General features: G+C 39.6%; 40 protein-coding genes. 38 read left to right on the top strand and 2 right to left on the bottom strand.

Going from position 1 to position 23,401, the window contains the following annotated elements:
- Window positions 1–8: 8 nt before the first annotated feature.
- The 36 genes from rplD to ACM5BR_RS18005 all read left to right on the top strand — a co-directional run bounded on the left by rplD (window position 9) and on the right by ACM5BR_RS18005 (window position 20,377).
- The gene (gene rplD / locus ACM5BR_RS17830; protein ID WP_416829450.1) at window positions 9–632 is read left to right on the top strand and encodes a 50S ribosomal protein L4; all 624 of its coding nucleotides are present in this window, start codon (window positions 9–11) and stop codon (window positions 630–632) included.
- Window positions 632–922, top strand: a complete 291-nt coding sequence (rplW, locus tag ACM5BR_RS17835) for a 50S ribosomal protein L23 (protein WP_416829451.1) — start codon at window positions 632–634, stop codon at window positions 920–922. The genes rplD and rplW overlap by 1 nt, the downstream gene beginning before the upstream one ends.
- Before the next feature lie 27 nt (window positions 923–949).
- The gene (rplB, locus tag ACM5BR_RS17840; protein WP_416829453.1) at window positions 950–1,780 is read left to right on the top strand and encodes a 50S ribosomal protein L2; all 831 of its coding nucleotides are present in this window, start codon (window positions 950–952) and stop codon (window positions 1,778–1,780) included.
- 57 nt (window positions 1,781–1,837) lie between these two features.
- Window positions 1,838–2,116, top strand: a complete 279-nt coding sequence (gene rpsS, locus ACM5BR_RS17845; RefSeq protein ID WP_416829454.1) for a 30S ribosomal protein S19 — start codon at window positions 1,838–1,840, stop codon at window positions 2,114–2,116.
- Window positions 2,117–2,133: 17 nt separating this feature from the next.
- Complete coding sequence (gene rplV / locus ACM5BR_RS17850; RefSeq protein ID WP_416829455.1) at window positions 2,134–2,475, top strand: 50S ribosomal protein L22; 342 nt, start codon at window positions 2,134–2,136, stop codon at window positions 2,473–2,475.
- Window positions 2,476–2,478: 3 nt separating this feature from the next.
- Window positions 2,479–3,138: a 30S ribosomal protein S3 gene (gene rpsC, locus ACM5BR_RS17855; RefSeq protein WP_416829457.1), complete on the top strand. Its 660-nt coding sequence runs from the start codon at window positions 2,479–2,481 to the stop codon at window positions 3,136–3,138.
- A gap of 2 nt (window positions 3,139–3,140) precedes the next feature.
- Complete coding sequence (gene rplP / locus ACM5BR_RS17860) at window positions 3,141–3,575, top strand: 50S ribosomal protein L16 (protein WP_416829458.1); 435 nt, start codon at window positions 3,141–3,143, stop codon at window positions 3,573–3,575.
- Window positions 3,565–3,765, top strand: a complete 201-nt coding sequence (gene rpmC, locus ACM5BR_RS17865) for a 50S ribosomal protein L29 (protein WP_416829460.1) — start codon at window positions 3,565–3,567, stop codon at window positions 3,763–3,765. The genes rplP and rpmC overlap by 11 nt, the downstream gene beginning before the upstream one ends.
- Window positions 3,766–3,787: 22 nt before the next feature.
- Window positions 3,788–4,051 carry a 30S ribosomal protein S17 gene (gene rpsQ / locus ACM5BR_RS17870; protein WP_416829462.1) on the top strand — a complete coding sequence of 88 codons (264 nt, stop codon included), beginning with the start codon at window positions 3,788–3,790 and terminating at the stop codon, window positions 4,049–4,051.
- Between the two features lie 45 nt (window positions 4,052–4,096).
- Window positions 4,097–4,465, top strand: coding sequence for a 50S ribosomal protein L14 (gene rplN, locus ACM5BR_RS17875; protein WP_416829464.1), 369 nt, complete (start codon window positions 4,097–4,099; stop codon window positions 4,463–4,465).
- 38 nt (window positions 4,466–4,503) lie between these two features.
- Window positions 4,504–4,815 carry a 50S ribosomal protein L24 gene (gene rplX, locus ACM5BR_RS17880; protein WP_416829466.1) on the top strand — a complete coding sequence of 104 codons (312 nt, stop codon included), beginning with the start codon at window positions 4,504–4,506 and terminating at the stop codon, window positions 4,813–4,815.
- A 29-nt stretch (window positions 4,816–4,844) separates the two neighbouring features.
- Entirely contained in the window at window positions 4,845–5,384 is a 540-nt protein-coding gene (gene rplE / locus ACM5BR_RS17885) for a 50S ribosomal protein L5 (RefSeq protein WP_416829468.1), read from the top strand.
- A 33-nt stretch (window positions 5,385–5,417) separates the two neighbouring features.
- Entirely contained in the window at window positions 5,418–5,603 is a 186-nt protein-coding gene (locus ACM5BR_RS17890; protein WP_416829470.1) for a type Z 30S ribosomal protein S14, read from the top strand.
- A gap of 29 nt (window positions 5,604–5,632) precedes the next feature.
- Window positions 5,633–6,031 (top strand): 30S ribosomal protein S8, encoded by a 399-nt coding sequence (gene rpsH, locus ACM5BR_RS17895; protein ID WP_416829471.1) that lies wholly within the window; start codon window positions 5,633–5,635, stop codon window positions 6,029–6,031.
- 27 nt (window positions 6,032–6,058) lie between these two features.
- Window positions 6,059–6,598, top strand: a complete 540-nt coding sequence (rplF, locus tag ACM5BR_RS17900) for a 50S ribosomal protein L6 (protein ID WP_416829473.1) — start codon at window positions 6,059–6,061, stop codon at window positions 6,596–6,598.
- 32 nt (window positions 6,599–6,630) lie between these two features.
- On the top strand, window positions 6,631–6,993 hold the full coding sequence (gene rplR, locus ACM5BR_RS17905) for a 50S ribosomal protein L18 (RefSeq protein ID WP_416829475.1): 363 nt from the start codon (window positions 6,631–6,633) through the stop codon (window positions 6,991–6,993).
- Window positions 6,994–7,014: 21 nt separating this feature from the next.
- Window positions 7,015–7,515, top strand: a complete 501-nt coding sequence (gene rpsE, locus ACM5BR_RS17910; RefSeq protein WP_416829477.1) for a 30S ribosomal protein S5 — start codon at window positions 7,015–7,017, stop codon at window positions 7,513–7,515.
- Between the two features lie 19 nt (window positions 7,516–7,534).
- Window positions 7,535–7,714, top strand: coding sequence for a 50S ribosomal protein L30 (rpmD, locus tag ACM5BR_RS17915; protein WP_416829479.1), 180 nt, complete (start codon window positions 7,535–7,537; stop codon window positions 7,712–7,714).
- A gap of 32 nt (window positions 7,715–7,746) precedes the next feature.
- On the top strand, window positions 7,747–8,187 hold the full coding sequence (gene rplO, locus ACM5BR_RS17920) for a 50S ribosomal protein L15 (RefSeq protein WP_416829482.1): 441 nt from the start codon (window positions 7,747–7,749) through the stop codon (window positions 8,185–8,187).
- Window positions 8,187–9,488, top strand: a complete 1,302-nt coding sequence (secY, locus tag ACM5BR_RS17925) for a preprotein translocase subunit SecY (protein ID WP_416829484.1) — start codon at window positions 8,187–8,189, stop codon at window positions 9,486–9,488. The genes rplO and secY overlap by 1 nt, the downstream gene beginning before the upstream one ends.
- A 53-nt stretch (window positions 9,489–9,541) precedes the next feature.
- The gene (locus ACM5BR_RS17930; protein ID WP_416829486.1) at window positions 9,542–10,192 is read left to right on the top strand and encodes an adenylate kinase; all 651 of its coding nucleotides are present in this window, start codon (window positions 9,542–9,544) and stop codon (window positions 10,190–10,192) included.
- 444 nt (window positions 10,193–10,636) lie between these two features.
- Window positions 10,637–10,855 (top strand): translation initiation factor IF-1, encoded by a 219-nt coding sequence (infA, locus tag ACM5BR_RS17935; RefSeq protein WP_379971409.1) that lies wholly within the window; start codon window positions 10,637–10,639, stop codon window positions 10,853–10,855.
- 36 nt (window positions 10,856–10,891) lie between these two features.
- Window positions 10,892–11,005, top strand: a complete 114-nt coding sequence (gene rpmJ / locus ACM5BR_RS17940; protein ID WP_000868344.1) for a 50S ribosomal protein L36 — start codon at window positions 10,892–10,894, stop codon at window positions 11,003–11,005.
- Between the two features lie 19 nt (window positions 11,006–11,024).
- Window positions 11,025–11,390: a 30S ribosomal protein S13 gene (gene rpsM, locus ACM5BR_RS17945; protein WP_416829494.1), complete on the top strand. Its 366-nt coding sequence runs from the start codon at window positions 11,025–11,027 to the stop codon at window positions 11,388–11,390.
- Window positions 11,391–11,414: 24 nt separating this feature from the next.
- On the top strand, window positions 11,415–11,804 hold the full coding sequence (gene rpsK / locus ACM5BR_RS17950; RefSeq protein WP_379971412.1) for a 30S ribosomal protein S11: 390 nt from the start codon (window positions 11,415–11,417) through the stop codon (window positions 11,802–11,804).
- Between the two features lie 179 nt (window positions 11,805–11,983).
- Window positions 11,984–12,928 carry a DNA-directed RNA polymerase subunit alpha gene (locus tag ACM5BR_RS17955; protein WP_416829496.1) on the top strand — a complete coding sequence of 315 codons (945 nt, stop codon included), beginning with the start codon at window positions 11,984–11,986 and terminating at the stop codon, window positions 12,926–12,928.
- A 44-nt stretch (window positions 12,929–12,972) separates the two neighbouring features.
- On the top strand, window positions 12,973–13,335 hold the full coding sequence (rplQ, locus tag ACM5BR_RS17960) for a 50S ribosomal protein L17 (protein ID WP_416829498.1): 363 nt from the start codon (window positions 12,973–12,975) through the stop codon (window positions 13,333–13,335).
- 264 nt (window positions 13,336–13,599) lie between these two features.
- Window positions 13,600–14,442: an energy-coupling factor ABC transporter ATP-binding protein gene (locus ACM5BR_RS17965; RefSeq protein WP_416829500.1), complete on the top strand. Its 843-nt coding sequence runs from the start codon at window positions 13,600–13,602 to the stop codon at window positions 14,440–14,442.
- Complete coding sequence (locus ACM5BR_RS17970; protein ID WP_416829502.1) at window positions 14,418–15,284, top strand: energy-coupling factor ABC transporter ATP-binding protein; 867 nt, start codon at window positions 14,418–14,420, stop codon at window positions 15,282–15,284. Before ACM5BR_RS17965 ends, ACM5BR_RS17970 begins: the two co-directional genes overlap by 25 nt.
- Before the next feature lie 2 nt (window positions 15,285–15,286).
- Window positions 15,287–16,081, top strand: a complete 795-nt coding sequence (locus ACM5BR_RS17975; RefSeq protein WP_416829504.1) for an energy-coupling factor transporter transmembrane component T family protein — start codon at window positions 15,287–15,289, stop codon at window positions 16,079–16,081.
- 5 nt (window positions 16,082–16,086) lie between these two features.
- Window positions 16,087–16,830: a tRNA pseudouridine(38-40) synthase TruA gene (truA, locus tag ACM5BR_RS17980; protein ID WP_416829506.1), complete on the top strand. Its 744-nt coding sequence runs from the start codon at window positions 16,087–16,089 to the stop codon at window positions 16,828–16,830.
- A gap of 152 nt (window positions 16,831–16,982) precedes the next feature.
- Window positions 16,983–17,420, top strand: a complete 438-nt coding sequence (gene rplM / locus ACM5BR_RS17985; protein WP_416829508.1) for a 50S ribosomal protein L13 — start codon at window positions 16,983–16,985, stop codon at window positions 17,418–17,420.
- 21 nt (window positions 17,421–17,441) lie between these two features.
- Window positions 17,442–17,834 carry a 30S ribosomal protein S9 gene (gene rpsI / locus ACM5BR_RS17990; protein ID WP_416829509.1) on the top strand — a complete coding sequence of 131 codons (393 nt, stop codon included), beginning with the start codon at window positions 17,442–17,444 and terminating at the stop codon, window positions 17,832–17,834.
- A 157-nt stretch (window positions 17,835–17,991) separates the two neighbouring features.
- Window positions 17,992–18,414: a DUF2521 family protein gene (locus ACM5BR_RS17995; RefSeq protein WP_416829511.1), complete on the top strand. Its 423-nt coding sequence runs from the start codon at window positions 17,992–17,994 to the stop codon at window positions 18,412–18,414.
- Window positions 18,415–18,476: 62 nt separating this feature from the next.
- Window positions 18,477–19,190 carry an N-acetylmuramoyl-L-alanine amidase CwlD gene (gene cwlD / locus ACM5BR_RS18000; protein WP_416829513.1) on the top strand — a complete coding sequence of 238 codons (714 nt, stop codon included), beginning with the start codon at window positions 18,477–18,479 and terminating at the stop codon, window positions 19,188–19,190.
- A 122-nt stretch (window positions 19,191–19,312) separates the two neighbouring features.
- Window positions 19,313–20,377, top strand: a complete 1,065-nt coding sequence (locus ACM5BR_RS18005; RefSeq protein ID WP_416829515.1) for an Mrp/NBP35 family ATP-binding protein — start codon at window positions 19,313–19,315, stop codon at window positions 20,375–20,377.
- Window positions 20,378–20,459: 82 nt separating this feature from the next.
- Here ACM5BR_RS18005 and gerD read toward each other — a convergent pair whose 3' ends face one another.
- Window positions 20,460–21,044, bottom strand: a complete 585-nt coding sequence (gene gerD / locus ACM5BR_RS18010) for a spore germination lipoprotein GerD (protein ID WP_416829517.1) — start codon at window positions 21,042–21,044, stop codon at window positions 20,460–20,462.
- A gap of 181 nt (window positions 21,045–21,225) precedes the next feature.
- On the opposite strand from gerD, the gene ACM5BR_RS18015 reads away from it, so the two are divergent.
- Complete coding sequence (locus tag ACM5BR_RS18015) at window positions 21,226–21,834, top strand: KinB-signaling pathway activation protein (RefSeq protein ID WP_416829519.1); 609 nt, start codon at window positions 21,226–21,228, stop codon at window positions 21,832–21,834.
- A gap of 76 nt (window positions 21,835–21,910) precedes the next feature.
- Here ACM5BR_RS18015 and pdaB read toward each other — a convergent pair whose 3' ends face one another.
- On the bottom strand, window positions 21,911–22,675 hold the full coding sequence (gene pdaB, locus ACM5BR_RS18020) for a polysaccharide deacetylase family sporulation protein PdaB (protein WP_416829521.1): 765 nt from the start codon (window positions 22,673–22,675) through the stop codon (window positions 21,911–21,913).
- 253 nt (window positions 22,676–22,928) lie between these two features.
- Between pdaB and ACM5BR_RS18025 the strand changes: the two genes are divergently transcribed.
- The gene (locus ACM5BR_RS18025; protein WP_416829523.1) at window positions 22,929–23,144 is read left to right on the top strand and encodes a hypothetical protein; all 216 of its coding nucleotides are present in this window, start codon (window positions 22,929–22,931) and stop codon (window positions 23,142–23,144) included.
- Window positions 23,145–23,401: the final 257 nt, after the last annotated feature.

Genomic DNA, 23,401 nt, shown 5'->3' on the forward strand with positions numbered 1-23,401 from the left:
GACATCCAATGCCAAAAGTAACGTTATTCAATCAAGGTGGATCACAAGTTGGAGAAGTTGAATTAGCAGATGCTATTTTCGGTATCCAACCTAATGAAGCTGTACTTTTTGATGCTGTGATCATGCAACGTGCATCACTTCGTCAAGGTACACATAAAACAAAAGGTCGTTCGGAAGTACGCGGTGGTGGACGTAAGCCATGGAAACAAAAAGGAACTGGACGCGCTCGTCAAGGTTCTATCCGTTCTCCACAATGGCGTGGTGGTGGTATCGTATTCGGACCAACTCCAAGATCATACGCTTATAAATTACCTAAAAAAGTTCGTCGCTTAGCTGTTAAGTCGGCGTTATCTGCAAAGGTTCTTGAAAACAATGTTATTGTTCTTGAAAGCCTAGTAATCGACGCACCAAAAACAAAAGAAATGTCTTCTGTACTTAAAGGATTGTCTGTAGATAAGAAAGCTCTTATCGTTACTGATGATAGCAACGAAGTAGTTGAATTATCTGCTCGTAACATTCCTGGAGTAACAGTTGTTACTGCTAATAGCGTGAACGTATTAGATGTTCTTTATCATGATACATTAATCATGACGAAATCAGCAGTTGAGAAAATAGAGGAGGTGCTTGCATAATGAAAGATCCTCGTGATATTATTAAGCGCCCGGTTATTACTGAACGTTCTATGGAAGTTACAGCTGAAAAGAAATATACTTTCGATGTTGATGTGAAAGCAAACAAAACGGAAGTAAAACAAGCTGTTGAAGAAATCTTTGGCGTGAAGGTTGAAAAAGTTAACATTATGAACTATAAACCTAAATTTAAACGCGTTGGTCGCTACTCTGGTTTAACAAACCGTCGTAGAAAGGCTATCGTGAAGTTAACTGCCGACAGCAAAGAAATCGAAATCTTCGAAGGTATTTGATTCTAATAGAGAAGGAGGGAAACCGAGATGGCAATTAAGAAGTATAATCCAACATCTAATGGTCGTCGTAATATGACTTCTTTAGATTTTGCTGAAATTACAACTGATACTCCAGAAAAATCATTGCTTAAACCACTAAGCAATAAAGCTGGACGTAACAACCAAGGTAGAATTACTGTACGTCACCAAGGCGGCGGACACAAACGTCAATATCGTGTAATTGATTTTAAACGCGATAAAGATGGAATTCCAGGACGCGTTGCTACGATTGAGTATGATCCAAACCGTTCTGCTAACATTGCATTAATTCATTATGCTGACGGAGAAAAACGTTACATCATTGCTCCTAAGAACCTAGTAGTAGGTATGGAAATTGTGTCTGGCGCTGATGCAGACATTAAAGTGGGTAATGCACTTCCTCTTGTTAACATGCCTGTAGGTACAATGATTCATAATATCGAACTTAAACCTGGTAAAGGTGGACAGTTGGTACGTTCCGCAGGTTCATCTGCACAAGTACTAGGTAAGGAAGGAAAATACGTTTTAGTACGTTTAACTTCCGGCGAAGTTCGTTTAATTTTAGCAACATGCCGTGCTACAGTAGGCCAAGTAGGAAACGAACAACATGAGCTTGTTAACATTGGTAAAGCTGGTCGTTCTCGTTGGTTAGGTAAACGCCCTACCGTTCGTGGTTCTGTAATGAACCCTAATGATCACCCACATGGTGGTGGTGAAGGTCGTGCTCCTATCGGACGTAAGTCTCCAATGAGCCCATGGGGTAAACCGACTCTTGGATACAAAACTCGTAAGAAAAACAAGGCTACTGACAAATTCATTGTTCGTCGTCGTAAAAAATAACGGGGTTGAAGTACGGTTCCTTAGAACCGTACAACAATCACGAAGGGAGGTACAAAAATGGCTCGCAGCTTAAAAAAGGGACCATTTGTCGATGATCACTTAATGAAGAAAATCGAACAATTAAATGGAGCTACTGGTAAACAAGTTATTAAAACTTGGTCTCGTCGTTCCACTATTTTCCCACAATTTATCGGTCATACAATCGCTGTTTATGATGGACGTAAACACGTGCCTGTTTTCGTTACAGAAGACATGGTCGGTCATAAATTAGGTGAATTTGCGCCTACACGTACGTACAAAGGCCATGATGCCGATGATAAGAAAACGAAAAGATAAAGAGAGGAGGAACTTACATGCAAGCTAAAGCAGTAGCGAGAACAGTTCGTATTGCTCCTCGTAAAGTTCGTCTTGTAGTAGATTTAATTCGAGGAAAGCAAGTAGGAGAAGCGATCGCAATCCTTCGCCATACACCAAAAACTGCATCTCCAGTTGTAGAGAAGCTTTTAAATTCTGCAATTGCTAACGCAGAACATAACTATGATATGGATCCTAACAGCTTAGTTGTTAGCGCAACTTTCGTTGATGAAGGTCCAACTTTAAAACGTTTCCGTCCACGTGCTATGGGACGTGCAAGCCAAATTAACAAACGCACTAGCCACATTACAATCGTGGTATCAGAAAAGAAGGAGGGATAATCGATGGGTCAAAAAGTTAATCCGGTCGGTCTTCGCGTCGGCATCATCCGTGATTGGGAATCAAGATGGTATGCTGAAAAAGACTTTGCTGATCTTTTACATGAAGACATTAAGGTTCGCGAATACATCGCTGCTCGTTTAGCGGATGCTGCGGTTTCTAAAGTGGAAATCGAACGTGCTGCAAACCGTGTAAACGTAACAATCCACACTGCGAAACCAGGTATGGTTATTGGTAAAGGTGGTACAGAAGTAGAAGCACTTCGTAAAGCTCTTAACCAATTAACTGGCAAGAGAGTACACATCAACATTTTAGAAATCAAGAGAGCGGATTTAGATGCTAAGCTAGTTGCTGAAAACATCGCTCGTCAATTAGAAAATCGTGTTTCATTCCGTCGTGCGCAAAAGCAAGCAATCCAACGTACTATTCGTTCAGGAGCGCAAGGAATTAAAACTCAAGTTTCTGGTCGTCTTGGTGGAGCTGATATAGCTCGTTCTGAATCTTACAGTGAAGGTACTGTTCCACTTCATACTCTTCGCGCTGACATTGATTATGCTACTGCAGAAGCAGACACAACATACGGTAAGCTTGGCGTAAAAGTATGGATCTACCGTGGAGAAGTTCTTCCTACTAAAAAGAAAGCTTCTGAGGAAGGAGGAAACTAAACATGTTAATGCCTAAACGCGTTAAATATCGTAGAGAACATCGTGGCAAAATGCGCGGCAAAGCAAAGGGCGGTACTGAAGTTCATTTCGGTGAATTTGGTCTTCAAGCTCTTGAAGCACATTGGATTACGAATCGTCAAATCGAAGCTGCTCGTCGTGTAATGGTTCGTTACATGAAACGTGGCGGTCAAGTTTGGATTAAAATTTTCCCTTCTAAGCCTTACACTGCAAAGCCATTAGAAGTACGGATGGGTTCCGGTAAAGGGGCTCCTGAAGGTTGGGTAGCAGTTGTTAAGCCTGGTAAGGTTATGTTTGAAATTGCTGGTGTATCGGAAGAAATAGCTCGCGAAGCATTACGTTTAGCAAGCCACAAGCTTCCAATTAAAACGAAGATTGTAAAACGTATAGAAAATGGTGGTGAAGCAAATGAAAAGTAATGAAATTCGTGATTTAACCACTGCCGAAATTGAACAAAAAGTTAAGACGTTAAAGGAAGAATTATTTAACCTTCGCTTCCAACTTGCTACAGGTCAACTTGAAAATACTGCTCGCATTCGTGAAGTACGTAAAGCGATCGCTCGTATGAAAACTGTAGTTCGTGAAAGAGAAATTGGAATTAACGGATAAAATTTGAGGGGAGGTTTGCATGGTGAGCGAACGCAACCAACGTAAAGTTTACACTGGACGTGTTGTTTCTGACAAAATGGATAAAACGATCACTGTTTTAGTTGAAACTTACAAGACTCATTCACTATATGGTAAACGCGTAAAATACTCTAAAAAGTACAAAACGCATGACGAGCAAAACCAAGCAAAAATCGGCGATATCGTTAAGATTATGGAAACTCGTCCGCTATCTGCAACGAAGCGTTTCCGTTTAATAGAAATCGTTGAAGAAGCAGTTATTATTTAATAGACGACTCGGATAAATAAGAAATCCGAAGGGAGGTTTCATAGCATGATCCAACAAGAAACTCGTTTGAAAGTTGCTGATAATTCTGGTGCCCGTGAACTATTAACAATTAAAGTACTAGGCGGCTCTGGTCGCAAGTTTGCTAACATTGGTGATGTCATCGTGGCTTCTGTTAAACAAGCAACACCAGGTGGCGTTGTTAAAAAAGGTGATGTTGTTAAAGCGGTTATCGTTCGTACAAAGAGCGGTGCACGCCGTGTAGACGGATCTTACATCCGTTTCGACGAAAATGCAGCAGTTATCATTAAAGATGATAAGAGTCCTCGTGGAACTCGTATCTTTGGACCAGTTGCCCGTGAATTGCGTGATAACAATTTCATGAAAATCGTTTCTTTAGCTCCGGAAGTTTTATAATTTAAAGTATTGCCTTTCTAAGGAGGTGCACAAGCAAGATGCATGTAAAAAAAGGTGACAAAGTACAAGTAATCACTGGTAAAGACAAAGGAAAACAAGGCGTAATTTTAGCATCTTTTCCTAAACAAAGCCGTGTCATTGTTGAGGGCGTTAACATCGTTAAAAAGCACTCCAAGCCATCTCAATTAAATCCACAAGGTGGAATTGAGACGAAGGAAGCACCAATCCATGTATCTAATGTAATGCCATTAGATCCAAAAACAGGTGAACCTACTCGTGTAGGTTATAAAGAAGTGGACGGTAAGAAGGTTCGTGTAGCGATTAAATCTGGTGAAGCACTAGATAAATAATAAATTTTTTTCGAAAGGAGGTCCCTTCATTGAATCGCCTTAAAGAAAAGTTCCAAAAAGAAATTTCAGCTGCTCTAATGGGCAAGTTTAATTATAAATCCGTTATGGAAGTACCTAAGCTTGAAAAAATCGTGATTAACATGGGTGTTGGCGATGCAGTATCAAACTCTAAAGCATTAGATAATGCAGTAGAAGAGTTAACTATGATCGCTGGTCAAAAGCCAGTTATTACACGTGCAAAGAAATCAATCGCTGGATTCCGTCTTCGTGAAGGAATGCCGATTGGTGCGAAAGTTACGTTACGTGGAGAACAAATGTATGAGTTTTTCGAAAAACTAATCTCTGTTTCATTACCTCGTGTACGTGATTTTCACGGTGTTTCTAAAAAATCTTTTGATGGTCGCGGTAACTACACTCTAGGTATTAGAGAACAGTTAATCTTCCCTGAAATTGAGTATGATAAGGTCAGCAAAGTACGCGGTATGGATATCGTTATCGTAACAACTGCGAACACTGACGAAGAAGGCCGTGAATTGTTAGCACAATTCGGCGTACCTTTCCAAAAATAATGGAAGCAAGCACGAAGTAGAGGAGGCGAAAACGTGGCTAAAAAATCAATGATTGCGAAGCAAAAACGCGCTCCAAAGTTTAAAGTGCAAGAGTATACGCGCTGCGAACGTTGCGGTCGTCCACACTCTGTATACCGTAAATTCAAACTTTGTCGTATTTGTTTCCGTGAATTAGCGTATAAAGGTCAAATTCCAGGTATTAAGAAAGCAAGTTGGTAAAACCCGAAAATGGGAAGGAGGTAACATAAATGGTGATGACAGATCCTATTGCAGATATGCTTACTCGCATCCGTAATGCGAATATGGTACGTCACGATAAATTAGAAGTTCCAGCTTCTAATGTTAAGAAGGAAATTGCAGAAATCTTAAAACGTGAAGGTTTCGTTCGCGATGTAGAATACATTGAGGATAACAAGCAAGGTATCCTTCGTATTTTCTTGAAATATGGTCCAAGTAACGAACGCGTAATCACTGGATTAAAGCGTATTAGTAAACCAGGCCTTCGTGTATATGCAAAAGCTGACGAAGTACCTCGCGTACTTAATGGATTAGGTATTGCAATCGTTTCTACATCTCAAGGTGTTATGACAGACAAAGAAGCTCGTCAAGCACAAACAGGTGGAGAAGTCGTAGCATACGTTTGGTAATTTTTGAAACGAATGGAGGTGTGACATATGTCTCGTATTGGTAAAAAGATTCTTGAAATCCCTGCAGGCGTAACAATTACAGTTGACGAACATAATACTGTAACAGTTAAAGGACCTAAAGGTGAACTTACTCGTGTTTTTCACGCTGACATGCTTATTAAAATAGAAGATAATACTCTTACAGTAGAGCGTCCTTCTGATGATAAAGCTCATCGTGCTCTTCACGGAACAACTCGTTCTTTAATCGGAAACATGGTGGAAGGAGTTACAAACGGCTTCCAACGTGGTCTTGAATTAATCGGGGTAGGTTACCGTGCACAAAAGCAAGGTAAGAAACTTGTACTTAACGTTGGTTACTCTCATCCGGTTGAATTTGATCCTGAAGAAGGAATTGAAATCGATGTTCCTGCAAACACAAAGATTGTTATTAAAGGGATCGACAAGCAACGTGTTGGTGAAGTAGCTGCTAATATCCGTGCCGTTCGTGCTCCAGAGCCATATAAAGGTAAGGGTATTCGTTATGAAGGCGAATTTGTTCGTCGTAAAGAAGGTAAAACAGCTAAGTAATTTCGTTAAGTGATAGGAAAGGAGTGACATAAATGATTACGAAGCCTGATAAAAATGCTACTCGTAAGAAGAGACATGCTCGTGTACGTGCAAAGCTTACAGGTACAGCTGAACGTCCACGTTTAAATGTATATCGTTCGAATCAACACATTTATGCACAAGTAATTGACGATGTAAATCGTGTTACATTAGCAAGTGCATCTACACTTGATAAAGAGCTTTCTTTTGAAGGTACTAGCAATATTGCAGCAGCTACAACTATCGGAGAAGCAGTTGCAAAACGTGCTATTGAAAAAGGCGTTAAAGAAGTCGTATTTGATCGCGGCGGATATATTTACCACGGTCGTGTTAAAGCACTAGCTGAAGCTGCACGCGAAGCTGGATTACAATTTTAATGGTCAAAGGAGGGAAAATAGATGCGTAATATTGACCCAAGCAAGTTAGAACTTGAAGAACGTGTAGTAACGATTAACCGTGTTGCGAAGGTTGTTAAGGGTGGACGTCGTTTTCGTTTCGCTGCATTGGTTGTTGTTGGAGATAAGAACGGTCATGTAGGTTTCGGTACTGGGAAAGCACAAGAAGTTCCTGATGCAATCCGTAAGGCTATCGAAGATGCTAAGAAAAACTTAATTTCTGTACCACTTGTTGGAACAACGATTCCACACGTAATCCTAGGCCAATTTGGAGCTGGATCTGTATTCTTAAAACCTGCTGCAGAAGGTACTGGAGTAATCGCTGGTGGTCCAGTTCGTGCGGTACTTGAGTTAGCAGGAGTGCAAGATATCCTATCTAAATCTTTAGGATCTAATACACCAATTAACATGGTTCGTGCTACAATTAGCGGCTTAAACAACCTAAAGAGCGCTAACGAAGTAGCAAAATTGCGTGGAAAATCTGTAGAAGAGCTATTAGGCTAATAATAAGGAGGGAAATGAAATGGCAAAATTAGAAATCACCCTCACTCGTAGTATAATTGGTCGTCCGCAAGATCAACGCGCAACAGTAGAAGCTCTAGGCTTACGCAAGCTTCAACAAACTGTAGTGAAAGAAGATACTCCTTCTATGCGCGGTATGATCACAAAAGTTTCTCATCTTGTAACAGTTAAAGAAGCTTAATTATCAATTTTACTATAAGGAGGTGCCTAAGAATGAAACTTCACGAATTAAAACCTGCTGAAGGTTCTCGTAAGAATCGTAACCGTGTCGGCCGCGGTATCGGTTCTGGTAACGGTAAAACAGCTGGTAAAGGTCATAAAGGACAAAATGCTCGTTCAGGTGGAGGCGTTCGTCTTGGATTTGAAGGTGGTCAAACACCATTATTCCGTCGTCTGCCAAAACGTGGATTCACGAATATTAACCGTAAGGAATTCGTAATCGTGAATCTTGACGCATTAAATCGCTTTGAAGATGGTACAGAAGTAACACCTGAATTATTACTTGAAACAAGAGTAATTAGTAAAGTAAACAATGGTGTTAAAATTCTTGCAAACGGTAAGTTAGAAAAGAAGCTTACTGTTAAAGCTCACAAGTTCTCTTCAACTGCGGTAGAAGCAATTGAAGCAGCTGGTGGCAAAACTGAGGTGATCTAATGTTTCGCACAATCTCCAACTTTATGCGCGTTGCTGAGATAAGACGTAAGATTTTATTCACCCTTGCTATGTTGGTCGTTTTTCGCATCGGGACTTTCATTCCGGTGCCAAACGTCAACGCAAATGTTTTAAAAACAGCAGACTCATTAAATGCACTAGGTATATTAAATACATTTGGTGGCGGAGCCTTGAAGAACTTTTCAATCTTTGCAATGGGGATTATGCCTTACATTACTTCATCCATTATTGTACAGCTCTTACAAATGGATGTAGTTCCAAAGTTTACAGAGTGGAAAAACCAAGGTGAGATGGGACGTCGTAAATTAAATCAATTTACTCGTTACTTTACGATCATCTTAGCCTTTGTGCAAGCGATTGGTATGTCCATTGGATTTAACAATTTAGCAAACGGACAATTGATTTCAAATCCAGGTTGGACTACGTATTTGTTAATTGCAGTCGTGTTAACGGCTGGCACAGCATTTTTGGTGTGGCTAGGGGAACAAATCACAGCAAAAGGAGTAGGGAATGGTATTTCCATTATCATTTTTGCGGGGATTGTTGCTGCAATTCCAAATATCGCCAACCAGGTTTATATTCAGCAGTTTCAAAATGCTGGAGACCAAGCATTCTTAAGTGTTTTGAAGCTTATTATAATCCTAGTAGCTATATTAGCAGTCGTTGTTGGTGTTATCTATATCCAGCAAGCGACACGGAAAATTCCGATTCAGTACGCAAAAAGTACTGCAGGAAGTAACCCATATGGTAGTGGTGTGCAAAATACACACTTACCATTAAAGGTAAATAGCGCCGGTGTAATTCCAGTTATTTTCGCTGTATCTTTCTTGATTACACCACCAACAATTGCTCAGTTTTTTCCACAGTATGCTGTATCGCAATGGATTATTCAGAACTTTAACTATTCTCATCCTGTGGGAATGATCGTATATGTTGCATTAATTATTGCCTTTACGTATTTCTATGCATTCGTTCAAGTCAATCCTGAACAGATGGCTGAAAATCTAAACAAGCAAGGCGGGTATATTCCAGGTATTCGCCCAGGTAAGAATACGGAACAATACTTAACAAAAACCTTGTATCGTTTAACGTTCGTAGGTGCATTCTTCCTTGCAGCAATTGCAATTCTGCCTGTTATATTCATTAAAATAGCTAATCTCCCACCTTCTGCACAAATTGGTGGAACGAGTTTGCTCATCGTAATCGGTGTTGCATTAGAGACAATGAAGCAGCTAGAAAGCCAGTTAGTAAAGCGCCATTACAAAGGCTTTATTAAAGAATGAGGTGCCTGGGAAGGCTTTCTTCCCTTCATGCTCATTATATAGGGGGAATAAAGATGAATCTTATTTTAATGGGATTGCCTGGTGCCGGAAAAGGCACACAAGCTGAACGGATTGTTGCTGAGTATAAGATCCCGCACATTTCCACAGGAGATATGTTTCGCGCTGCAATTAAGGAAGGCACTGAACTTGGATTACAAGCAAAGTCCTTTATGGATAAAGGAGAGCTTGTACCAGATGAAGTAACGATCGGTATCGTTCGTGAACGTTTAAGCAAAGAGGATTGTAAGAAAGGTTTTTTGCTTGACGGTTTTCCAAGAACTGTAGCACAAGCTTCTGCTCTTGAAGAGATTATGCAAGATCTTGGCAAGAAAATTGACTATGTATTAAACATTCAAGTTAATCCTGATCTGTTGCTTAAACGGCTTACAGGTAGACGAATTTGTAAGAGCTGCGGTTCTACGTATCATTTAATTTTCAATCCTCCTCATAATGAAGGAGTTTGTGATAAATGTGGTGGAGAACTTTATCAACGCTCTGATGATAATGAAGAAACAGTTGCAAACCGTTTAGAAGTAAATATGAAACAAACTCAGTATTTACTCGACTTCTACGGAGAGCTTGGTTATGTTAGAAGTATTAACGGTGAGCAGGAGATTGATACTGTATTTGCAGACATTCGTGAGCTTGTTAGCAAATTAGTGTAATCTACTCAAACACGTTAGCATCAACATTGATTCTAACTGTAATGGATATTAGATAGTTGCTGTATGGACGTATCCGGTCGGAAAGATTTTAGAATCTGTTCAAAAAGCTTCTTGATGTTACAGAGAAATCGTTGTATCTTGGTTTGGAGCACGCAAATTCTATCAAACGGCTTCTGATAATTCTTGCCTGGGATTTTTTCCATCGTAAGAGGGTATGTCAGGTTTGAAATTGGGCAACACTGACATGAAACTTGTTATATTTTATATTTCTGGTTTTGTCTTTGGATCCAAGAAAAATGGTCATTTGCACTCCAGCCTATGTTTGATCAAGGATGACGATATGTGAAACCATTGTCTTACGTGACATTGGTGCCAAGTAGCTTACCTCTCCGAGATTTCAGGGCAGTCTAGACGCTTACTGATTTGAAGAAGGGAGAACATGGAATGGCTAAAGATGATGTAATTGAAATTGAAGGCAAAGTTGTTGAAACACTACCAAACGCTATGTTTAAAGTAGAATTAGAAAATGGGCACATCATATTGGCTCACGTGTCTGGTAAAATTCGTATGAATTTCATTCGTATTTTACCTGGTGATAAAGTTACGGTAGAATTATCACCGTACGACTTGAATCGTGGACGTATTACGTACCGTTTTAAATAATAATAGCACTCCGTAATCTTTAAGGAGGTTAGAGATATGAAAGTAAGACCATCTGTCAAACCAATCTGTGAAAAATGTAAAGTTATTCGCAGAAGAGGCAAAGTAATGGTTATCTGTGAAAATCCTAAACATAAGCAAAAACAAGGATAATTGAAGGAGGTGTAGTAGAATGGCTCGTATTGCAGGTGTAGATATTCCTCGCGACAAGCGCGTCGTAATTTCTTTAACATATGTATACGGTATCGGTCGCCCCACTGCAGAACAAGTTTTAGCAGAAGCTGGTGTGTCTGAAGATACTAGAGTTCGTGATTTAACAGAAGAAGAATTAGGTAAAATCCGTGATATCATTGATCGTCTAAAAGTAGAAGGTGACCTTCGTCGTGAAGTATCCCTAAACATTAAACGTTTAATGGAAATCGGTTCTTTTCGTGGTTTACGCCACCGCCGTGGTTTACCAGTTCGTGGACAAAATACGAAAAACAATGCACGTACGCGTAAAGGTCCTCGTCGTACAGTAGCGAATAAGAAGAAATAAGTAAGTAAAGGAGGTTGAACATCAATGGCACGCAAAACAAATACTCGTAAACGTCGTGTGAGAAAGAATATTGAAGCTGGTATCGCCCACATTCGTTCTACTTTCAACAACACAATCGTAACAATTACAGACGTTCATGGTAATGCACTTTCTTGGTCCAGTGCAGGTGCACTTGGATTCCGTGGCTCTCGTAAGTCTACACCATTCGCAGCACAAATGGCTGCTGAAACAGCTGCAAAAACATCTATGGAACATGGTTTAAAAACATTAGAGGTAACAGTTAAGGGTCCTGGCGCTGGTCGTGAAGCTGCTATTCGTGCGCTTCAAGCAGCAGGTTTAGAAGTAACAGCAATCCGTGACGTTACTCCAGTACCTCATAACGGATGTCGTCCGCCAAAACGTCGCCGTGTGTAGTTTTTCTGTATAGATTTTCTTACATTGTCTATAATGGGATATGATACAATATTTTTGAAAATTACTTACAGAAACATCGCTTTGTCTTGCACAATCGGGAACTGCCTAAGGGGGACTTTCGGTTAGACAATACCTATTGTCTAGCCGGGGTTTCGACGTTTTGAAGGAGGGCTGAATATATGATCGAAATTGAGAAACCGAAAATCGAAACGGTTGAAATTAACGAGGATGTTAAGTACGGTAAATTCGTTATCGAGCCACTTGAGCGTGGATATGGTACTACTCTAGGGAATTCCCTACGTCGTATTCTTCTATCCTCACTCCCTGGTGCTGCTGTAACCTCTATCCAAGTTGACGGAGTATTACATGAATTTTCTACAATTGAGGGCGTTGTGGAAGATGTCACAATGATTATCTTAAACATTAAGAAATTAGCTCTTAAAATCTACTCCGACGAAGAAAAAACACTTGAGATTGATGTACAGGGGCAAGATACTGTCACAGCTGCAGATATTACTCACGATAGCGATGTAGAAATCTTAAATCCTGATTTGCACATTGCAACGTTAGCAAAAGACGCACATTTCCGCATGCGTTTAACTGCAAAGCGCGGTCGTGGTTATACACCAGCTGATGCAAATAAGGGAGAAGATCAACCAATAGGTGTTATTCCTATTGATTCAATTTATACTCCAATTTCTCGCGTTACGTATACGGTTGAAAATACGCGCGTTGGACAAGTGGCGAATTATGATAAATTGACTCTCGATGTTTGGACGGATGGAAGCATCGGGCCAAAAGAAGCAATATCATTAGGCGCTAAAATCATGACGGAGCATTTGAATATATTCGTTGGCTTAACAGACGAAGCGCAAAATGCTGAAATCATGGTTGAAAAAGAAGAAGATCAAAAAGAGAAAGTTCTAGAAATGACAATTGAGGAATTGGATCTTTCTGTTCGTTCTTATAACTGTTTAAAACGTGCTGGTATTAACACAGTACAGGAGCTTGCTAACAAGACAGAAGAAGATATGATGAAAGTACGTAACTTAGGACGTAAATCCTTAGAAGAAGTAAAGCATAAGCTAGAAGAACTTGGTTTAGGCTTACGAAAAGACGACTAAGGTTTCTTTGTTTTGTTATAAACCAACGAAGGAGGGAACTACGAATGGCATACAGAAAATTAGGCCGTACAAGCGCGCAACGTAAAGCTATGCTACGTGACTTGACTACAGACTTAATCATTAACGAGCGTATTCAAACGACTGAAACTCGTGCGAAGGAACTTCGTTCTGTCGTAGAAAAAATGATTACTTTAGGTAAACAAGGAGATCTTCACTCTCGTCGCCAAGCAGCTGCTTACGTTCGTAACGAAGTTGCAAATGAAGAAACAAAGCAAGATGCAGTGCAAAAATTATTTGCAGACATCGCTCCACGCTACACAGACCGTCAAGGTGGATACACTCGTATCGCTAAGATCGGTCCTCGTCGCGGTGACGGTGCTCCAATGGTAATTATTGAACTTGTTTAAATGATAGATAATGAAAGGGCAGGACAGTGCTTTTTAAGGTACTGATCACAGCCCTTTTTTTGTATACACTGTTTTATTGATAGTTGGTTCTTATCCATAGGAAAGGATTTTGCTGTTTGTTTAGATAGGAACTAACATAGCCACAGAATTTTTATATCTAAAGAGAAAAGAGTTCCCTAGGGCTAGTGCTAAATAATTCGGCTATACATATCGATGTCATTTTATAATATTTCTTAGGAAATAATACGAGAGGGTGTCGTAATTTTGAAACGGGAGAAGCTTCGTATAGATCAATTATCCTTTCAATATCCGCGTTCAGAATACAATGCCTTACAGGAGGTATCCCTTTCCATTTATGAAGGAGAATGGGTTTCCATCATAGGGCAAAACGGCTCAGGTAAGTCTACGCTGGCAAAACTATTAAATGGTTTATTGCTTCCTACATCCGGTCGTATTATAGCGAATGGTGACATTGTCCTATCCGAGGAAACCATTTGGGACATTCGTAAGCAAATCGGAATGGTATTTCAAAACCCAGATAATCAGTTTGTTGGAACGACGGTAAAGGATGACGTGGCGTTTGGATTAGAAAACTTAGGTATACCACGTGAAGATATGGCCCGGCGTATGGATTATGCCCTGTCGTTAGTAGGCATGAATGATTTCATAGACCAGGAGCCGCATTCGTTATCCGGTGGTCAAAAACAGCGTGTTGCTATTGCTAGTGTATTAGCACTTGAACCTTCTATCCTTATTTTGGACGAAGCTACTTCTATGCTTGATCCAAAGGGTCGAAAGGAAGTGGTTGATACAGTTCGTCATTTAGTACAAACGAAGGGTATAACCGTTCTTTCAATTACGCATGATTTGGAAGAGGCTGCACAATCTGACCGAATTATCGTGTTAAACAAAGGAAATTTAGAGATTGAAGGCACTCCTGAACAAGTATTTGCGCATGCAAATGATCTTTGGCAAATCGGATTAGATGTTCCCTTTTCTGTGAAATTAACGGATCTATTAAAGCGAAATGGAATCGATGTAACGGACATGCATTTGACAATGGAAAGTTTGGTGAACGAGCTTTGGACATTATATTCGAAAAGGTAGAGCATCGTTATCAACGAAATACGCCGTTTGAACGATTAGCGATCTATGATATTAACGTCTCCATTGAGGGCGGAAAATATTACGCGATGATTGGTCATACGGGATCAGGAAAGTCGACTATGATTCAGCATTTAAACGGACTACTGCAACCAACAGAAGGAACCGTACAAATTGGAGATTTCACGATTTCTTCAACTAAGAAAGAAAAGAAGTTAAAGCCTTTACGAAAACGGGTAGGTGTAGTCTTTCAGTTTCCGGAGCATCAGCTCTTTGAGGAAACGGTAGAAAAAGACATATGCTATGGCCCGCGAAATTTCGGCATGGGTGAAAAAAAGGCGAAGGAAAAAGCATCTGAAGTTTTGCAAATGGTAGGATTATCTGCAGATCTATTATCGAAATCACCATTTGAACTGAGCGGCGGACAGATGCGACGAGTGGCGATTGCCGGTGTACTTGCGATGTCTCCTGAAATTCTTGTATTAGATGAGCCAACTGCTGGCTTAGATCCGAAAGGGCAGAGAGATCTAATGAAGATGTTTTACAATCTTCATAAAGAGCATGGCATTACGGTTGTTCTCGTTACGCATAATATGGAGGATGCGGCTGCTTACGCAGATCAAATTATTGTTATGCATAAAGGAACGGTTTTATTAAAAGGAACGCCTGAAGAGGTATTTGCACAGGGAGAGCAGCTTGAACAGATTGGTGTATCTCTACCAATTACTTTGCAATATAAACAAATAATTGAAGAGAAATTTGGAGTTATCTTACCATCTACACTGCTCACAATGGATCATTTAGCAGAGGAAGTAGTAAAAATTATGAAAAAAGGAGAAGCTTGAACATGCAACAGCTTATTATAGGAAAGTATATTCCAGGGCAATCTTTTGTTCATCAGCTTGATCCAAGAGCTAAGCTAACAATCGTTTTCTTATACGTTTTCATCGTTTTTTTAGCGAATAATGTAGCTTCTTATAGTTTATTACTCGTGTTTTCACTCCTTCCTCTCTTATTATCTCGTGTACCCGTACGCTATATAGCAGGTGGATTAAAGCCTGTACTTTGGATCATTCTGTTTACGTTTTTTCTCCACCTTTTTACTACACCAGGAGGAGCTGTCTTGTTTCACTTTGGCATCATTTCCATTTATCAAAAGGGCTTAGAGCAAGGCATTTTCATATCCTTGCGATTTCTCGTCATCATTCTTATTACTACATTATTAACTCTAACAACTACACCGATTGAAATTACCGATGGAATGGAATCATTGCTTCATCCATTTAAACGATTTGGAATTCCTGTTCATGAAATTGCACTGATGATGTCCATATCGCTACGGTTTATACCGACTTTGATGGAAGAGACAGAGAAAATTATGAAAGCGCAAGCATCACGTGGCACTGATTTTTCAGGAGGACCCATTGGCGACCGTTTAAGGGCTGTTGTATCGTTGCTTGTTCCCTTGTTTATTAATGCATTTAGACGGGCTGAAGATTTAGCGATTGCAATGGAGGCGAGAGGCTACCGAGGAGGAGAGGGACGAACGAAATTTCGTCAGCTTCTTTGGAAACGAAAGGACACTGCAGCACTTTGTAGTTTATTACTCCTCACAGTACTATTACTTTTAACACGATGGTGAACACAATGGAACGAATAAAATGTACGATTATGTATGATGGAACAAATTTTTGCGGTTATCAAATCCAGAACAAACAACGTACGGTTCAGTTTGTAATTGAGGATGTATTACAAAAAATCCATAAAGGAACAAATGTTCGTATTTATGCGTCGGGCAGGACAGACGCAACGGTTCATGCTAGAGGCCAGGTGATTCATTTTGATACTCCGCTTCATTTAAAGGAGGAGCGATGGCTGGCAGCTCTCAATTCTCAGTTACCGGAGGATGTGGCAGTGAGAATAGTAGAAAAGGTTAGCGATGACTTTCATGCACGCTTTGGGGTTATGCGTAAAGAATATCGCTACTTTGTTCATCTTTCCCGGTATAGAGATGTGTTTAAGCGACAGTATGCTTATCAGGTTCCGTACCAGCTCCAGCTAGATAAAGTTCGCGAAGCGATCCCCCATTTTATTGGTACCCATGATTTCACCTCGTTTTGTTCAGCTAAAACAGAGATCGAGGATAAAGTGCGAACGATTTATACATTAGAAATGATTGAGCAGGAAAATGAGCTTGTTTTTCGCTTTGTTGGAGATGGGTTTCTTTATAATATGGTACGAATTGTGGTAGGTACTTTACTAGACATTGGCCAAGGAAAAATCGAGCCAAGTCAGATCCCCCATATTCTCGAAATGCGTGATAGACGCCTTGCAGGTAAGACCGCTCCGGGTCATGGACTGTATTTATGGCAAGTTACGTATAACAACTAATCCTGGCGTAACATTTGCTTGACATTGCTATCTCTTAACGATATCATAACATATGGTATTGTTTCTAAAACCACGATTAGCCCCGGAAATTAATCGTGTTTAAGATAAACAATGAATAGTAACGATAAATAACAAGTAGGAGGGAAATCCACATGCGTACGACTTTCATGGCAAAAGCTAGCGAAGTTGAGCGTAAATGGTATGTGATCGATGCTGAAGGTAAAACTTTAGGTCGTCTTGCAACTGAAGTTGCATCCATTTTGCGCGGAAAAAACAAACCAACTTTTACACCAAACGTTGACACTGGTGATCATGTAATTATTCTTAACGCTGAAAAAGTACATTTAACAGGTAACAAGTTGAACGGTAAAATTTATTATCGTCACAGCATGCATCCAGGCGGATTAAAACAAAGAACAGCTCTAGAAATGCGTACTAACTATCCTGTACAAATGATCGAAAGAGCAGTTAAAGGCATGCTTCCAAAGAACAGCTTAGGTGCCCAAATGATTAAAAAATTAAAAGTGTATGCTGGTACTGAGCATCCACACGAAGCACAAAAACCTGAAGTTTACGAACTTCGCGGATAATAGATTAAAGGAGGGTTTATATTGGCACAGGTACAATACTATGGTACTGGACGTCGTAAGAGTTCAGTTGCGCGTGTACGCTTAGTTCCTGGCGAAGGACGCGTTATCATCAACGGTCGTGAATTTGAAAACTATATTCCATTTGCTGCATTACGTGAAGTTGTAAAACAACCTCTAGTAATTACAGAAACTCTAGGCAACTATGATGTTCTTGTTAACGTAAGCGGCGGCGGTTACACTGGTCAAGCTGGTGCAATTCGTCACGGTATTTCAAGAGCACTTCTAAAAGCAGATCCAGAATACCGTTTACCACTAAAACGTGCTGGATTGTTAACTCGTGATGCACGTATGAAAGAACGTAAGAAATACGGTCTTAAAGGCGCTCGTCGCGCACCTCAATTCTCAAAACGTTAATTTTATATTACGTTTCAAGGCTCTCAACCTGTATTGGTTGGGAGTCTTTTTTTTGCCTGCATTTTGTTATGGACAGGGCTTAGAGCTTTATTGGAATATTTTAATTCGAATCATCTGTACAAACTCGCTCAAAATATTGGATAGGGAGGTGAATTCGTTGACAGTTATTACAACGATGAAACAACGACGAAACGAAAAGCAACGTAGGTTTGAGCGAAGAATACTTCGGGACCTTACCCTTCCTTATCTTCGAAAACGAGTGCGTAGTACTTTTTTCCCGTACGTACCTCTTTATAATGCCTTTGAAGAATATTGTATGGAGGTGGCCATCGAAGCCTATTTACTTGGAGGAAAGTATAGTAAATTTGGCTATCTTGGTGAATCCTATATAGATGTAAAGCACCGTTCTCAATTAGAAGAGCAGCGTTTAGCGGATTCATTGTTTGATTTTCTTACGTTTAGCCCGAATCAAATTCCGGAACATGATGCGTTGTATGATGTATGTCAGGCATATATTTCATTTTGGTGGAAGGAAGGCTTTGACAAGGGAGAACGAAGTTACAAACTTCGTCTTCCGTAACTATTCATAATCCTGCATCTTGTCCCATATAAGTAAGTATAGGACTAGCAGGAGGGAAAAGTATGAGGAAATTTAAAATCATGTCCATAGCTGTAGCAAGTATTCTCTTCATTCTTCTCATACGGCAGGAATTTCAAAGTACAGAGACCTGGAAGCCTTGGAACTTGCCTTTAACAGGAAAGATTATTGTCTTAGATGCTGGACATGGAGGACCTGATGGCGGGGCTGTCGGGGGAAGTGATATCATTGAGAAAGACATTACATTATCAATTACAAAAAAAGTACAGGATTTTCTGCAGGAGCAAGGTGCCCTTGTCATCTTAACAAGGGATGAGGATGAGGATCTAGCAGATAAAGATACGAAAGGGTATAGCCGAAGAAAAGTAGAGGATTTACGTAACCGAGTGAAACTTATTAATGACTCAGGCTCAGATTTATTTGTAAGTATCCATTTAAATGCAATTCCAATTAGCAACTCAACGGGAGCACAAACCTTCTACAATCGTTCATTTGTAGAAAATGAACGAGTGGCAAAATTCATACAAGCAGAATTACGAACGAGTCTTGAGAATACGACACGCTTGGCAAAACCGATTAGCCACGTATACTTACTAAAGCATGCACAGACTCCTGGGGTATTAGTAGAAGCTGGATTTTTATCAAATGTGAATGAACGCTATATGCTAAACACCGATAAATATCAGCAGAAAGTAGCGGCCGCTATTTACAGAGGAATTCTTCGTTATTTTACTGAAAAAGGAAACCCTCCCGATTGATACGCGGGAGGGTTTTCAATAGTCAGTCAATAGAATTATTGGTATACTGGAAATGAAAACGCATTATCGACTCGGGGTAGAGCCAGATACGTTTAATAATGAACAGGTGGTGGATTTTTTACATGGTAACGAAGGAACAAGTGGAACAAGTATTAGAACAAGTGGTTGATCCGTTTTTACATAAAACATTAAAGGATACGAATGCAATTCGGGAAATTAGTGTGAAGCCTGAAAAAGAGCATGTGAGTGTTAAAATTGCGATTGTTAAAACAGGTACAGCTGAGCAAATGCAATTGCAAGCTGAAGTTGTAAACCTAGTAAAAGAACTAGGAGTACAAACTGTAGGGCTTCGTTTTACGGAATTTACAGAAGAAGAGCTACAGGCGATCGGTACACCACAAGAACAAGAACCAAACACATTATTAGCTAAAGGCTCAAAAACAGTTTTCTTAGCCATTGCAAGTGGTAAAGGAGGCGTAGGGAAATCTACTGTTTCTGTTAACCTAGCGATCGCTTTAGCACGCCTTGGCAAAAAGGTTGGTATTATCGATGCCGATATTTATGGCTTTAGTGTACCAGATATGATGGGAATTACGAATCGACCTGTTGTTCGAGGAGAACGAATTATTCCGGTTGAACGATTAGGTGTAAAGGTTATTTCAATGGGTTTCTTTGTTGAGGATAATGCACCTGTTATTTGGCGCGGACCTATGCTAGGAAAAATGTTAAATCATTTCTTTACAGAGGTTGAATGGGGCGATTTAGATTATCTTGTGCTGGATTTACCACCAGGAACAGGGGATGTAGCATTAGATGTTCACTCTATGCTTCCTGCTTGTAATGAAATTATCGTGACAACACCACATCCAACAGCAGCATTTGTGGCAGCGCGTGCAGGTGCAATGGCGCTTCGTACAGAGCATAAAATTGTTGGTGTTGTGGAAAATATGTCTTACTTTGAAAGCAAATTAACGGGAGAGAAAGAGTATGTGTTTGGTAAAGGCGGCGGCAAAAAATTAGCTGAAGACTTACAAACGAAGCTTTTAGGCCAAATCCCACTTGAACAACCAGATTGGAATAAAGAAGATTTTGCTCCATCTGTTTATGATGAACAACATCAAATTGGGCAAATCTACAATCAAATTGCAGGTAATGTCATTGAAGCAACATCTGCTTTACGTAAATAACCTCATCCTAGGATGAGGTTATTTTTATGTAGGCAGCTTTCCCAAAAGTAGGGGAGAAAAACCCCTACTTGGGAAGCTCCACTTAACTGCTTGGTTTTGTTTCAGAGCCGGAGCTACCGCCACCACTTTTCTGCTGCATCGCTTTGGAAAGTGTATCAATCATTTTTGATTGGAAGAGCGGGCTACTTGCCGTTTCATTTATGACTTGCTGAACGTACTTGCGATAGTCTGTGCTTTGCATTACATTAAGCATAATTTTCTCAACATCTGGGTTCTTCATAATATCTGTTAGGCCCTTTTGATAATCAGGGTCCTTTAGCAATGTTTTCATTAGATTGGTTTGTTCCTTCTCCATGCTTTTTGCAAAGGTTGTGGCAAACTGCGGGTCACTAAAGGCTTTTTGCCAAAACTTCTGCCCTTGATCAGATAGCAAGACATCCCCGATTGTTTTTTTAACAACAGCTTCATCTAAAACAAGTTCATTTTTGACTTTATCATCCGCTAAAACGGATTGAATTGCTTTTTTTCCATCGTCTGTTTTTAATATGTCGACAATCATTTTTTTTGTTTGATCATATCCTTGGTCAGATGATTTAGAGGAACTTCCCTGTGCACATGAAGCTAAGAAGAGAGCAATACATACGATTAGCAACGGAATCCGTTTCATTGGCCGGAGCCCCTTTCACGTCTATTTTCTTTTTTAATATAAATAATTAGGGGAAAATTATGCATAAAGGTGACGAGCTTTTTGTAAAATAGGTTATTACCCAATTAAATCGCAAGATGGAAGGTATTGGAATGTGGATTGTGGAAGTAAAACGGATAGGATTTTGGTGGAGGTGGCATTAGTGACAAGCCGAAAATGGATTCGCTTCTTCTTCTCAACCTTATGTCTCGGAGGTGTAAGTACGATAATAACGGGCTTTCTCTTGCGATGGAATACGTACATGCATATGTTTTACAATCTCCAGGCAAAAGAAATTCTTACGGTTATGCTTGGGCTTTTAGGGATCGGTTTTATTTTTAGTGTAATGAGTCAAATGGGCTTTTTTGCGTATTTAACCATACATCGTTTTGGGATTCTTATGTTTCGTTCTCCATTACTTTGGAATGGAGTTCAGGTTATCTTCATAGTGTTCTTTCTCTTTGATTTTGTTTATTTGCGTTCTTTCGTATATACAAGTAGCATTTTAACGAATATTCTTCTCGCACTTGTCCTATTTAGTATAGCAATTTTAACAGCGCTTATTAAAAGTAAAGAAACGAAGAGGCAAGCCTTCATTCCCGCTGTCTTTTTCATGGTTGTAGTTACAATAGTGGAATGGACTCCAGCTCTTCGTATAAACAATCTTGACTGGATTTATATGATGCTTGTGCCATTATTACTCTGCAATGCATACCAGATGCTCCAATTGCACCGAATTGTAAGTAAAGAAAAGGTCATGTATAAGGGATAAAGGAAATCCCTTATACATGACCTTTTTGTTTTAGCGGTGCTAGCACCTCTATAGACTGTTTTTATATCTGCAATTCTTATTGTATTTCCTTACTATTTGCTTTCGTGTTTGCAAGCAGCTCTGATATGGATACATTCGAATAACCATCTGCTTGCAGCTTTTGGAGCAAAACAGGGAGTGCTTGATTGGTTTGCAGGACAGAATCAGATGCATGAAGTAAAATGATATCCCCTGAATGCAAATTTTTCATTACTTTGTCTACAATGGTGGCAACCCCTTCATTTCTCCAATCGTTTGAGTCATTGCTCCAATGCACAATCGTGTACCCTTGGGACTTTGCGATTTCTAAAGCGGTTTTATTGAAATTACCACCCGGGGGACGAAGCAATTGCACCTTCTTTATACCTAGTTTCGTAAATATTTCGTGTGCTTTTGCAATATCTTGCCGAATGGCGGCAGGCTCTAATGTTGTATAATCCTTAAAATTGTAGCCCATGCTGCCGATTTCGTGCCCATCTTTCATAATTCGTTCCACAATGTCAGGATGACGTTCCGCCCAAGATGCTGATAAGAAAAAGGTCGCATTCTTTACATTCTGCTGCTTTAATGTGTCTAAAATTGGAAGTGCTTTTTCATCTCCCCAGCTAATGTCAAAGGTTAGAGCAACTTGTTTTTTGCTAGTATCACCTTTATAAATGGCCTTCGGTCCGGTTGCAGTAGAAAAGACACTTTGCCCAGAATAAGTTTGAAGAAACAACACCCACGCAGTAAATAGGGAAAGTAAAACAATTAACATGATTTGTTTTAGTTTCCCTTTACTTGTTACAAAGAAGAAAAACATTGGCTACCCTCTCCCTTGTCCATTCCTTTTCAGTGATGTATATGCAAGAAATGATTTCGCTATGCAGATAAAGTACAAGTAGGGAGTTTTTCTACTTACTTAAGGTTGGTAAGGGTTAACCTTGATATTTACAGATAGTATCTTAATTTAGCTTCTTTTTTACGGGCTCTAAAGAGGGGACGTTATTTGTACAGGATAAAAAAAGAAAATCCGGTAATAATTATTATAATAATATAGGTAAAGAGGTGTTGTTGTGTTAGCGTTTATCGTACATGAAAAAGAGGTAAAAGAATTAGAATACGTGTTAAAAAGGGAAATGGATGAGATGTTATTTGATTTTGAAGATGAACGCATTGATTATTTGGTAAAGCGTGCTATGGAAGAACGTTATACGATCATCTTTCGTTTGTTCATGCGAATTACTACTCCTGAAGAATGTATGCGTTACGCGAGAAAAAGAATCCATTAATTTATAAAAATAGTATTGACTAAATACATAATAATGTGTTAAATTGATGACCGTCGCTGATATTTGAGCGATGTAAGAATTGATGAAAATAAAAAAATGATTGACATAAAATTCTTTAAATGATATATTATTAAAGTCGCTGCAAGGCGATGAAGAGTTCTTTGAAAACTAAACAAAACATGAAACGTCAGTTTTTTAATAAGCTTAGACAAACTTAACTTTTATGGAGAGTTTGATCCTGGCTCAGGATGAACGCT

Origin of the sequence: Ectobacillus polymachus, from assembly GCF_048159605.1 — a bacterium.
Lineage (GTDB): Bacteria > Bacillota > Bacilli > Bacillales > Bacillaceae_G > Ectobacillus > Ectobacillus polymachus.

Excerpts from the sequence above, each read along its gene's own strand:
- rpsH (WP_416829471.1), top strand. The coding sequence starts at position 5,633 with ATGGTGATGACAGATCCTATTGCAGATATGCTTACTCGCATCCGTAAT.
- ACM5BR_RS18005 (WP_416829515.1), top strand. The coding sequence starts at position 19,313 with ATGGTAACGAAGGAACAAGTGGAACAAGTATTAGAACAAGTGGTTGAT.
- rpsK (WP_379971412.1), top strand. The coding sequence starts at position 11,415 with ATGGCACGCAAAACAAATACTCGTAAACGTCGTGTGAGAAAGAATATT.
- truA (WP_416829506.1), top strand. The coding sequence starts at position 16,087 with ATGGAACGAATAAAATGTACGATTATGTATGATGGAACAAATTTTTGC.
- rplP (WP_416829458.1), top strand. The coding sequence starts at position 3,141 with ATGTTAATGCCTAAACGCGTTAAATATCGTAGAGAACATCGTGGCAAA.
- rplN (WP_416829464.1), top strand. The coding sequence starts at position 4,097 with ATGATCCAACAAGAAACTCGTTTGAAAGTTGCTGATAATTCTGGTGCC.
- ACM5BR_RS17975 (WP_416829504.1), top strand. The coding sequence starts at position 15,287 with ATGCAACAGCTTATTATAGGAAAGTATATTCCAGGGCAATCTTTTGTT.
- rpmC (WP_416829460.1), top strand. The coding sequence starts at position 3,565 with ATGAAAAGTAATGAAATTCGTGATTTAACCACTGCCGAAATTGAACAA.
- ACM5BR_RS17930 (WP_416829486.1), top strand. The coding sequence starts at position 9,542 with ATGAATCTTATTTTAATGGGATTGCCTGGTGCCGGAAAAGGCACACAA.
- cwlD (WP_416829513.1), top strand. The coding sequence starts at position 18,477 with ATGAGGAAATTTAAAATCATGTCCATAGCTGTAGCAAGTATTCTCTTC.
- rpsC (WP_416829457.1), top strand. The coding sequence starts at position 2,479 with ATGGGTCAAAAAGTTAATCCGGTCGGTCTTCGCGTCGGCATCATCCGT.
- pdaB (WP_416829521.1), bottom strand. The coding sequence starts at position 22,675 with ATGTTTTTCTTCTTTGTAACAAGTAAAGGGAAACTAAAACAAATCATG.
- rplQ (WP_416829498.1), top strand. The coding sequence starts at position 12,973 with ATGGCATACAGAAAATTAGGCCGTACAAGCGCGCAACGTAAAGCTATG.
- ACM5BR_RS17955 (WP_416829496.1), top strand. The coding sequence starts at position 11,984 with ATGATCGAAATTGAGAAACCGAAAATCGAAACGGTTGAAATTAACGAG.
- rplB (WP_416829453.1), top strand. The coding sequence starts at position 950 with ATGGCAATTAAGAAGTATAATCCAACATCTAATGGTCGTCGTAATATG.
- rplV (WP_416829455.1), top strand. The coding sequence starts at position 2,134 with ATGCAAGCTAAAGCAGTAGCGAGAACAGTTCGTATTGCTCCTCGTAAA.
- rpmD (WP_416829479.1), top strand. The coding sequence starts at position 7,535 with ATGGCAAAATTAGAAATCACCCTCACTCGTAGTATAATTGGTCGTCCG.
- rpsE (WP_416829477.1), top strand. The coding sequence starts at position 7,015 with ATGCGTAATATTGACCCAAGCAAGTTAGAACTTGAAGAACGTGTAGTA.
- rpsM (WP_416829494.1), top strand. The coding sequence starts at position 11,025 with ATGGCTCGTATTGCAGGTGTAGATATTCCTCGCGACAAGCGCGTCGTA.
- secY (WP_416829484.1), top strand. The coding sequence starts at position 8,187 with ATGTTTCGCACAATCTCCAACTTTATGCGCGTTGCTGAGATAAGACGT.
- rpmJ (WP_000868344.1), top strand. The coding sequence starts at position 10,892 with ATGAAAGTAAGACCATCTGTCAAACCAATCTGTGAAAAATGTAAAGTT.
- rplF (WP_416829473.1), top strand. The coding sequence starts at position 6,059 with ATGTCTCGTATTGGTAAAAAGATTCTTGAAATCCCTGCAGGCGTAACA.
- rplX (WP_416829466.1), top strand. The coding sequence starts at position 4,504 with ATGCATGTAAAAAAAGGTGACAAAGTACAAGTAATCACTGGTAAAGAC.
- rplR (WP_416829475.1), top strand. The coding sequence starts at position 6,631 with ATGATTACGAAGCCTGATAAAAATGCTACTCGTAAGAAGAGACATGCT.
- rplM (WP_416829508.1), top strand. The coding sequence starts at position 16,983 with ATGCGTACGACTTTCATGGCAAAAGCTAGCGAAGTTGAGCGTAAATGG.
- rplD (WP_416829450.1), top strand. The coding sequence starts at position 9 with ATGCCAAAAGTAACGTTATTCAATCAAGGTGGATCACAAGTTGGAGAA.
- rplW (WP_416829451.1), top strand. The coding sequence starts at position 632 with ATGAAAGATCCTCGTGATATTATTAAGCGCCCGGTTATTACTGAACGT.
- infA (WP_379971409.1), top strand. The coding sequence starts at position 10,637 with ATGGCTAAAGATGATGTAATTGAAATTGAAGGCAAAGTTGTTGAAACA.
- rplO (WP_416829482.1), top strand. The coding sequence starts at position 7,747 with ATGAAACTTCACGAATTAAAACCTGCTGAAGGTTCTCGTAAGAATCGT.
- rpsS (WP_416829454.1), top strand. The coding sequence starts at position 1,838 with ATGGCTCGCAGCTTAAAAAAGGGACCATTTGTCGATGATCACTTAATG.
- gerD (WP_416829517.1), bottom strand. The coding sequence starts at position 21,044 with ATGAAACGGATTCCGTTGCTAATCGTATGTATTGCTCTCTTCTTAGCT.